Source organism: Ferrovibrio sp. (genome assembly GCF_017994015.1).
Classification (GTDB): domain Bacteria; phylum Pseudomonadota; class Alphaproteobacteria; order Ferrovibrionales; family Ferrovibrionaceae; genus Ferrovibrio.
The window spans coordinates 1-8,437 of record NZ_JAGOLP010000093.1 but is presented as its reverse complement, the minus strand read 5'-3'; the positions used below and the strand labels follow the sequence as shown (position 1 = coordinate 8,437).

Sequence of the window (8,437 nt, the reverse complement as noted above, 5' to 3'; positions counted from 1 at the left end):
CCACAGAGCCGGTGACCAGCAAGGTGAAGGGTTACATGACCTGGGATCATGTGCGCCGGCTGCGCGATGAAGGCGTTACCATCGGCGCGCATAGCCACACGCATTTTTCCTATGCCACCTTGAAGCCTGATGAAGTGCGCGCCGATCTGGCCACGGCGGCGGCGCTCTACAAGCAGGAATTGGGCGCGGTGCCGGCGTTGTTTGCCTATCCGTTTGGCGAATGGAATCTGGCCAGCCGCGATATTGTTGAGCAGGCCGGTTTCCAGGTGGCGTTCGGCCAGCATTCCGGCGTGATGCAGGCCGGCCAGGATTTTTTCTGGCAGCCGCGTTTCCCGATGAACGAGACCTATGGCGATATCAAGCGGCTGCGCCAGGCGCTGAATGCGCTGCCGTTTCCGGCGCGCGACATTGAACCGCGCGAAGTGCTGCTGCGTCAGGGCCAGCCGGGTAATCCGCCGGCTTTGCGTTTCAGCCTGCCGGCCGAGATAAAATACCAGGATCGCATGACCTGCTACCCCTCGCATCAGAGCGGCCTGATTGCGGTGAAGGGCATCCCCGGCAAGACAGCGGATGAGCGGCGTTTTGAAGTGAAGCCGGCGACGCCGTTTCCGGAAGGGCGCGGCCGCATCAGTTGCACCCTGCCAACCGACGAATCCGGCCGCTTCCGCTGGTTCGGCATTCAGTTTCTGGTGGTCAAGTAGCGCCGTTCAGGCGTTCAGGCGATTATATCCGGCAGCAGCAGGCTTTCCAGCTTGATGATCTGGTCTTTCAACGCCAGCTTCTTCTTTTTCATGCGCTGAATCTGCAACTGGTTGATATGCGCCTGTTCGGCCAGGGCGTTGATTGCATCATCCAGGTCGCGGTGTTCCGCCATCAGGTCGGTAAGCTGGCGCTGCAATGCTTCGATATCGAGGGAGCCGGTAAAGTTCATGACCTCGGTTTACGCCTGTTCTGCGGAACTCGGAATATGCGTATTATAACATGGATGGATCGGCACGGTATCGCATTTTGGCCGTTTTCCTTGGCGCTGTATCAGCGGCCCGGGGTGGCGGATGCCTGCCTGCGGTTGCAGGATGAAGCCGGCGCCGATGTAAATCTGCTGCTGTTCTGCGCCTGGCGGGCGGAAATTGGCCTGATCGACTGGGCCGCCGGCGAATTGCAACGTGCCGAGGCCGCCCTGGCGCCAGTGCGCGCCGTGCTGCTGCCTTATCGTCAGGCAAGGCGGGCGCTCAAGGCTCTGGCCGCCAGCGAACCGGCGGCTGCCGGACTTTACGACAAGGTGAAGGCGACCGAATTGCGGCTGGAGGAAATTGCCCAGGCCTATCTGACGCCGCTGGCGCAGTTCAGCCCGGCCTTGCGCCGGGCATTACCTCTGGATGCCGCCGAGATCGCCGCTGCCGCCGAGCGGCATCTGGCGGCCTATGCCGCCACGCTGGCCCAGCCGGATCATCCGGCCATTGCGGAGTTGCTGGCGGCTATTTCTTGAGCGGGCTGCCCTGCCAGCGCCGCACCAGGCCGGTTTCCAGACCAAACAGGTCAAGCACGCGGCCAACACTGTGGTCGATCAGATCATCCAGGCTTTTCGGTGCCGCATAGAAAGCCGGCATCGGCGGCGCCAGGATGGCGCCGATCTCGGTCACGCTCACCATGTTGCGCAGATGACCCAGATGCAGCGGCGTCTCGCGCGGCACCAGCACCAGGCGGCGACGTTCCTTCAATGTCACATCGGCAGCGCGGGTCAGCAGGTTGCCGGTAACGCCGGTGGCGATCTCGGCCAGGGTTTTCATCGAGCACGGAATCACCACCATGCCCATGCTGGCGAAAGAGCCTGAGGCAATGGCAGCGCCGATATCAGCCAGCGGATAGACCTTGTGCGCCAATGCCTGAACCTGCTTCGCCGTATACGTTGTTTCATAGGCGATGGTCATTTCGGCAGCGCGGGTCAGCACCAGATGTGTCTCGATCTGCTCGGCTTGCAGCGCTTCAAGCAGCCGGATGCCGTAGATCACACCCGATGCACCGCTGATGCCCACAACCAAACGTCGCGCCGTTTGTTGTGGCATCGTCGTTGCGGGTTGTGCAGTTTTTTTGCGGCGCGTCATTTCGTCACCATTTTGTCTTAAAGGGGCTGACAAAGCGAGGGGTCAGTGCTTACATGAACAAGTACGCGCATCGGTGTGGTCGCGTTCAAGGCCGCGCCGACACTGCGCTCCTAAACCGCAAGGAGGAGGACGCTATGGCTACAGAAGCGCATATCGAGAGCCTGGTCGAGAAACATGCCCATTTGCAGGCTGTGATCGACGATGAAACCCATCGCCCATTGCCCGATCCCGTTCGCATCACTCGGCTCAAGCGCGAGAAGCTGAAGCTGAAGGAAGAGATTTCGCGGCTGAAGCAATAGCCCCAGCCGCGCCGGGCGGGGCGCTTTAGTCCAGCGCCTTCGCCTTCTCGCGCAATTCAAACTTCTGAATCTTGCCGGTCGAGGTTTTTGGCAATTCGCTGAACACCACGGTCTTTGGCACCTTGAAACGGGCCAAGCGCTCGCGGCAGAAGGCGATCAAGTCTTCTGCCGTGGCCTTGCCGCCGGCTTTCAGCGTGACAAAGGCGCAAGGCGTTTCGCCCCAATGTTTGTCTGGCCGCGCCACAACGGCGGCTTCCAGCACATCCGGGTGCATGTAGAGCACACCTTCCACTTCCAGCGTCGAGATATTCTCGCCGCCGGAAATGATGATGTCCTTGGAGCGGTCCTTGATCTGCATGTAACCGCCCGGATAGGCCACGCCGAGATCGCCGGAATGGAACCAGCCGCCGGCAAAGGCTTCCTGTGTCGCTTTCGGGTTCTTCAGGTAGCCTTTCATCACCACGTTGCCGCGGAACATGATCTCGCCCATGGTTTCGCCATCGGCCGGCACCCGCTGCATGGTCTGCGGATCGAGCACTGCCACATCTTCCTCAACATGGTAGCGCACGCCCTGGCGTGCCTTCAGCGCGGCGCGTTCGGGCAGTTCCAGCTTGTCCCATTCCTCATGCCAGTCGCACACCACGGCCGGGCCATACACTTCCGTCAGGCCATAAACATGCGTGATGTCAAAGCCCATGGCTTCCATGGCGGCAATCACGGCAGCCGGCGGGGCGGCGCCGGCGGTCATGCATTTCACGCCCGGCTTCAGTTTGGCGCGCACCTCGTCGGGGGCATTGATCAGCATGCTCAGCACCGTGGGGGCGCCGCAGAAATGTGTCACGCCCTGATCGGTGAAGCTGGCGAACACCGCAGCCGGTTCCACCTTGCGCAGGCAGACATGCACGCCGGCCAGCATGGTGATGGTCCAGGGGAAACACCAGCCGTCGCAATGGAACATCGGCAGGGTCCAGAGATAGACCGGATGTTTCGGCAGGTTCCAGGTGACGGCATTACCAAGCGAATTGAGATAGGCGCCGCGGTGATGCGTCACCACACCTTTGGGATTGCCGGTGGTGCCGGATGTGTAGCCCAGCGCAATGGCATCCCATTCGTCGAGCGGACCCTGCCAGGGATAGTCAAAATCGCCCAGCTTGAGGAAGTCTTCATATTCGATGGCGCCGATACGCTCGCCGCTGGTCACCATCGCGTCATCGATATCGATCACATAGGGGCGGTTCTTTGAGAGCGCCAGCGCCTGTTCGGCCACGGCGGCGAATTCACGGTCCACCAGCAGCACCTTGGCCTCACCATGCTCCAGGATGAAGGCGATAGCGGCCGGATCGAGCCGGGTGTTGATCGCGTTCAGCACCGCGCCGGTGGCCGGTACGCCGAAATGTGCTTCCAGATGCGCCGGCGTGTTGGGGGCGATGATCGCCACCGTGTCGCCGCGCCGGATGCCGCGCCGCGCCAAGGCCGAAGCCAGTCGGCGGCAGCGCATATACAGCGTGGCATAATCGTAATGCCAGGCGCCATGCACCATGGCCAGGCGATGCGGGAAAACCTCGGCCGTTCGGCGCAGGAAGCTCAAGGGCGAAAGCGGCTCGTAATTGGCTGGATTCTTGTCGAGATCGCGGTCGTAAATCGTGCTCATGCTGGTTTCCCCCAAAGCGGACAGAAATCACCCCTGTAGGCCGCAGAAACTAGCCAGAAGCCCGGGCCTGGGCAACGGCTGCGGTTTCATGCCTGGCGGCAATTTTATTTGTACAGAGTCGAAAACGGCTCAAAGCCCCAGCCCATCGGCCAGCAATTTCAGGCCGCACAGGAAGGTGATGCCGTAGATGATCAGGTAAAAGGCGCGGTCGCTGAGAAATTTATGCAGCCACATGCCCAGATACACGCCTGCCACTGCTACGGGTGCCAGGATGGCGGCAGTGCCAAGGTTGACCGCGCTGAGTTGCCCAAGCCAGGCATAGGGGATCAGTTTCACGTAATTCAGCACGGTGAAGTAGACAATGCTGGTGCCGACAAACAACGTCTTGTCGAGCCGCTGCGGCACCAGATAGACCGAGAGCGGCGGCCCGCCGGCATGGGCGATGAAGCTGGTGAAGCCGGAAATCACGCTCCAGAACAGGCCTTTTTTCACATTCATCGGTGCCGCTTGCGGGCTGCCCTTGCGCAGCCACTTATCCAGCACAAACACCACGGCCACCAGGCCGATGATGATCTGCACGCCGCGATTGCTCACCCAATCGGCGGTCAGCGTGCCGATCAGGATGCCCACCAGCGCACCGGGCAGGATGATCATCATGTTGGCGCGGTCCCAGGTCTTGCGATAAGCCCACAGGCCGGCCAAATCCATGATGCACAGCACCGGCAGGGTGATGGCCGCAGCTTGCAGGGGCGGGATGGTCAGGCTCATCAGCGGCAAAGCCAGCAGGCTGGTGCCGGGGCCGAAGCCGCCCTTGCTCAAGCCGATCAGGATCACCGCCGGCATCGCGGCGACATAAAACCAGGGGTCGTGCAGAATCGGCAGGGCTTCGAGCATGGCGCTTGTGGATAACTTTCGGGGCTGGCCGGCAGGTCGGGCGTTTGGTTGACGCTGAGCCCGGGCGACGCTTATCTTCCCTGTCAGCAAATCAGTCCAACATCATAAAGCAATTGACGATCATGGAAAACGGTGTGGCCGCGGCGTCGGTCGCGATGGAGAAGGCGTTGCGCCGGCTGGATGCCGCGCTGGCCAGCCGTGCCGTGGCCTATCGCACCCTGTCGGAACAGCATGCCCAGGCCGGCCAGGAAGTGCGGCTGCTGCGCGAGGCCTTGCAGGCGGCGCGCGAGGAAGCGGATTCGTGCCGCGAACGCGCCGCCCTGGTGGATGCGTTGCGCGAGGAACTGGCCACCATGCAGGCCGATGCCGGCCCGGTAGCGCTTGTGCCGGGGCCGGCGCTCGTTGATCCGGCCATGGCCGAGCAGCTTGCCGCCTTGCAGCGCGAACGCGACGATCTGAAACGCGAGCGGGACGATTTGAGCGGCCGGCTTTCTGCGGCGCTGGCCGCGCAGGCGCAATTGAAACTGGTGGCCGAGCGCGCCACCCTGGCTGCCGCTGCGCCAGTGCTGCCTCTGCCGGCGCCGGAAGATGCCGGGGTGATTGCCGCCCTGCGCGCTGATCTGGCCCAGGCCCGTGCCGCGCAGGCTGAAGCCAAGGCTTTCGAAGCCGATGTGATGGCGCGGATTGAAACCACCATGGCCCGGCTGCGTCGCGCCCTGGCCGAACCCGCTTGAGGAGGACATCATGGGTGAAGTGAATGTCACCGTGAATGGCCGGCTCTATCCGATCGGCTGTGATGACGGCGAGGAAGAACAGGTCGAGCGCCTGTCGGGCGTGGTCGATGTGCGGGTGCGTGAACTGGCGGCGCTGGTGGGCCAGGTCGGCGAGGCCCGGCTCTTGCTGATGGCGGCGCTCACCATGGCCGACGATCTGGAAGGCGCCCAGCGCGACTTGCAGCAATTGCGCCAGGATGTTGCCGTTTTGCGCCAGGAGCAGGATAGCGCCAAAACCGGCGCCGACGCCCTGCTCGGCCTGGCCCAGAAGCTGGAAGACATTGCGGCCAAGCTGGAAGCGCCGTAAGGGTCAACCCCCGGCGCGGCCCTGGCTCATGTCGCGCCGCATCTGGCCGGCATAATCACGGAAATCCACTTCCAGGGTGTAGCGTGCGCTATCGACATAGCGGCTTTGCACATGGCGGTGATGCGCCGCAATCTCGGCCTGCATGGTGGCTGCATCGGGCAGCGCGATGCGGCCACCCAACACCCCCGCCAGCCAGCGTGCCTGGATTTCCACCAGCGGAATCGTGGCGCCGATCGGCTGCACCAGGCCGACGAAATACAGCCCCGGATGGCTGGCGCTGAGCATGCGGCGATAGAGCCGCACCGGCTCTCGGTCACGCACGCTGAAGATGCCGGGATCAAGAAACGGAAAGCTGGTGCGGTAGCCGGTGGCGTAAATGATGGCATCCACCGGCGCACTGCTGCCATCAGCAAAGGCCACACTATCGCCCTGCAAGGCGCTTACATCCGGCCGCATCCGGATCCAGCCATGGCCGATATAGGGCAGCAATTCCTGGCTGATGGTGGCATGTTCGCGCCACATCGGATGCGGCGGCTTTTTCACGCCATAGCGTTCCTGATCGCCGACAGTGAGATACATCAGCCGGGCGATGATGGCGCGGGCCAGCGGTGTCGGCAGTTTCAGCTTGCGGATCAGGAAGGCCGACCAGCGGTCGGTGGGTATGCCGAGGATGTATTTCGGCATGATCCAGGCGCCGCGCCGGGTGGAGAGCTGCACGCTGGCGGCACGGCGGCACAGGTCCACCGCGATATCCACCGCCGAATTGCCGATGCCCACCACCAGCACATGCTTGCCGTCGAAGCCATCTGCGGTCTTGTAATCATGGCTATGAATTTGCGGGCCATCAAAATGCCCTGGAAAATCCGGCCAGCGCGCATCCCAGAGATGGCCATTGGCCACCAGCACGGCGCGGTAGAGGCTGCTCTCGCCGTTTTCCAGGCTCACCCGCCAGGCACCAGCCTCGGGCTTTACCTCGGCGACCTTGGTGTTGAAGCGGATATGCGGCAGCACACCGAAATGGCTGGCATAGGCTTCCAGATACTGTATCACTTGCCAATGCGAGGGGAAATCCGGCCAATCGTCGGGCGTGGGAAAATCCGGGTATTGCAGATTGCGCCGGCTGGTATCGATATGCAGGCTGCGATAGGCGGATGACATGCCGTTGTCATTCATATAGCGCCAATTGCCGCCGATGGCCGAGCCGGCCTCGAAACAATCAAAGGCGATGCCGGCCTGTTTCAGCGCCTTGGCCGCCGCCACGCCGCTGGAGCCGGCGCCGATGATGCAGACTTTATCACTCATGGCTCAGGCCCCCATTCACCAGAAAATCCTGCAACACGGCATCCAGGTCGGCATCGGGCAGAATGCCGAGGCGGCGGGCGCGGGCCGAGTCAAAGCGTTTCGGCCAGCTATCAACAATGCGCTGCATCGCCGGGTCGGGCGCCCAGCCAATCGTGCCCAGCCGATGGCCCGCCGGCAAGCTGGCGGCATGGCGGCGCAGGCATTCGATCATCATCGCCACCGTAACGCTCAGCGCCGGCAGGTTGAGGGCGCGGCTGTCGCCAAAGGCTTCCGGCGGCAGGTCATGCAGCGTGATCAGGCCGCGCACCACGGCGCCCACCGATACCACCGGCAGCCAGGTTTCCGGGGTCAGCGGGCAGGCCACCGGCTCGCCGCGCAGTGGTTCGCGCAGGATGCCGGCCACGCGGTCGGAAACCGAGGCCGCCGGCTTGCCGGGCCGGGTCAGCACAATCGGCAGCCGCAATGCGCGGCCATCCAGCAGGCCGTGGCGGTTATGGTCGTCGAGCAGCAATTCGGCGATGGCCTTGTGCGCGCCATAGGAGGTTTGGGGTTTCTGCGCCGTATCATCCTCCACCAGATCGGGCAGCGCGCCGCCAAAAGTGGCAATCGAACTGGCGAAGATCAACTTGGGGCTTCGCCCCTGGCGCCGGCAATGGCCCAGGATATCCAGCAGGCCCAGCACATTCACCGCCAGGCCCTGCTCGAAATCATGCTCGGCAGCGCTGGTCAGCATGGCGGCGAGATGGAACAGGCTGTCGAGTGACGCTTCGCCAAGGCAGCGCGCCATAAAAGCGGCATCGGAGAGTTCGCCGCTGGCGCAGCGGATGGCGATGCGGCTGGCATTAGCCGGCAGGTTCAGGCCCGGCAGATCAATCGCGGTGCGGTCCAGCAGCATCAGTTCGGTGATGGCGCGTTCATGGCCGCTGCCGTCGCGCAGCCGGCCCAGCCGCACCAGTTCATGCACCAGCCGGCTGCCGATGAAACCGGCCGCCCCCGTCACCACTACCCGCATTCCGCCCTCGATCTTCTCTGTTTTCCGCTATGATCTTAGTCATGGTTGCGGGCTTGGGCCAAGCGCCCTACATTAACCGTTGGACGGTGTTCCTGCC

Annotated in this window: 11 protein-coding genes; 5 read left to right on the top strand and 6 right to left on the bottom strand. The window is 63.0% G+C overall.

All coding sequences use genetic code 11. The features are described 5' to 3' along the window. On the top strand, positions 1 to 701 hold a 701-nt coding region (locus tag KBB36_RS20150), incomplete at its 5' end, for a polysaccharide deacetylase family protein (protein WP_290985425.1). A gap of 14 nt (positions 702 to 715) precedes the next feature. Here KBB36_RS20150 and KBB36_RS20145 read toward each other — a convergent pair. Continuing rightward, complete coding sequence (locus KBB36_RS20145; RefSeq protein WP_290985422.1) at positions 716 to 931, bottom strand: DUF465 domain-containing protein; 216 nt, start codon at positions 929 to 931, stop codon at positions 716 to 718. A 36-nt stretch (positions 932 to 967) separates the two neighbouring features. Between KBB36_RS20145 and KBB36_RS20140 the strand changes: the two genes are divergently transcribed. Beyond that, entirely contained in the window at positions 968 to 1,486 is a 519-nt protein-coding gene (locus KBB36_RS20140) for a TIGR02444 family protein (RefSeq protein WP_366933251.1), read from the top strand. On the opposite strand, the gene KBB36_RS20135 is transcribed toward KBB36_RS20140, so the two are convergent. Then, positions 1,476 to 2,063 carry a UbiX family flavin prenyltransferase gene (locus tag KBB36_RS20135; RefSeq protein ID WP_290985419.1) on the bottom strand — a complete coding sequence of 196 codons (588 nt, stop codon included), beginning with the start codon at positions 2,061 to 2,063 and terminating at the stop codon, positions 1,476 to 1,478. The two genes, KBB36_RS20140 and KBB36_RS20135, sit on opposite strands and share 11 nt — an antisense overlap. A 173-nt stretch (positions 2,064 to 2,236) precedes the next feature. Here KBB36_RS20135 and KBB36_RS20130 point away from each other — a divergent pair, with 173 nt between their 5' ends. Beyond that, positions 2,237 to 2,401, top strand: coding sequence for a YdcH family protein (locus KBB36_RS20130; protein ID WP_290985416.1), 165 nt, complete (start codon positions 2,237 to 2,239; stop codon positions 2,399 to 2,401). Positions 2,402 to 2,426: 25 nt separating this feature from the next. Here the strand turns inward: KBB36_RS20130 and KBB36_RS20125 are convergent, their stop codons facing one another. Next, positions 2,427 to 4,052, bottom strand: a complete 1,626-nt coding sequence (locus KBB36_RS20125; protein WP_290985413.1) for an acyl-CoA synthetase — start codon at positions 4,050 to 4,052, stop codon at positions 2,427 to 2,429. A 129-nt stretch (positions 4,053 to 4,181) separates the two neighbouring features. Further along, entirely contained in the window at positions 4,182 to 4,946 is a 765-nt protein-coding gene (locus KBB36_RS20120; protein WP_290985410.1) for a sulfite exporter TauE/SafE family protein, read from the bottom strand. A gap of 134 nt (positions 4,947 to 5,080) precedes the next feature. Between KBB36_RS20120 and KBB36_RS20115 the strand changes: the two genes are divergently transcribed. Both KBB36_RS20115 and KBB36_RS20110 read left to right on the top strand, forming a co-directional pair. After that, complete coding sequence (locus KBB36_RS20115; RefSeq protein ID WP_290985408.1) at positions 5,081 to 5,680, top strand: hypothetical protein; 600 nt, start codon at positions 5,081 to 5,083, stop codon at positions 5,678 to 5,680. Between the two features lie 10 nt (positions 5,681 to 5,690). Beyond that, positions 5,691 to 6,026, top strand: a complete 336-nt coding sequence (locus tag KBB36_RS20110; protein WP_290985406.1) for a cell division protein ZapA — start codon at positions 5,691 to 5,693, stop codon at positions 6,024 to 6,026. Positions 6,027 to 6,029: 3 nt separating this feature from the next. Here the strand turns inward: KBB36_RS20110 and KBB36_RS20105 are convergent, their stop codons facing one another. Together KBB36_RS20105 and KBB36_RS20100 are read right to left on the bottom strand one after the other, a co-directional pair. Continuing rightward, the gene (locus tag KBB36_RS20105) at positions 6,030 to 7,328 is read right to left on the bottom strand and encodes an NAD(P)-binding domain-containing protein (RefSeq protein ID WP_290985403.1); all 1,299 of its coding nucleotides are present in this window, start codon (positions 7,326 to 7,328) and stop codon (positions 6,030 to 6,032) included. Beyond that, on the bottom strand, positions 7,321 to 8,328 hold the full coding sequence (locus tag KBB36_RS20100) for an NAD-dependent epimerase/dehydratase family protein (protein WP_290985400.1): 1,008 nt from the start codon (positions 8,326 to 8,328) through the stop codon (positions 7,321 to 7,323). Before KBB36_RS20100 ends, KBB36_RS20105 begins: the two co-directional genes overlap by 8 nt. Between the last annotated feature and the right edge of the window lie 109 nt (positions 8,329 to 8,437).

Excerpts from the sequence above, each read along its gene's own strand:
- KBB36_RS20145 (WP_290985422.1), bottom strand. The coding sequence starts at position 931 with ATGAACTTTACCGGCTCCCTCGATATCGAAGCATTGCAGCGCCAGCTT.
- KBB36_RS20140 (WP_366933251.1), top strand. The coding sequence starts at position 968 with ATGCGTATTATAACATGGATGGATCGGCACGGTATCGCATTTTGGCCG.
- KBB36_RS20135 (WP_290985419.1), bottom strand. The coding sequence starts at position 2,063 with ATGCCACAACAAACGGCGCGACGTTTGGTTGTGGGCATCAGCGGTGCA.
- KBB36_RS20130 (WP_290985416.1), top strand. The coding sequence starts at position 2,237 with ATGGCTACAGAAGCGCATATCGAGAGCCTGGTCGAGAAACATGCCCAT.
- KBB36_RS20125 (WP_290985413.1), bottom strand. The coding sequence starts at position 4,052 with ATGAGCACGATTTACGACCGCGATCTCGACAAGAATCCAGCCAATTAC.
- KBB36_RS20120 (WP_290985410.1), bottom strand. The coding sequence starts at position 4,946 with ATGCTCGAAGCCCTGCCGATTCTGCACGACCCCTGGTTTTATGTCGCC.
- KBB36_RS20110 (WP_290985406.1), top strand. The coding sequence starts at position 5,691 with ATGGGTGAAGTGAATGTCACCGTGAATGGCCGGCTCTATCCGATCGGC.
- KBB36_RS20105 (WP_290985403.1), bottom strand. The coding sequence starts at position 7,328 with ATGAGTGATAAAGTCTGCATCATCGGCGCCGGCTCCAGCGGCGTGGCG.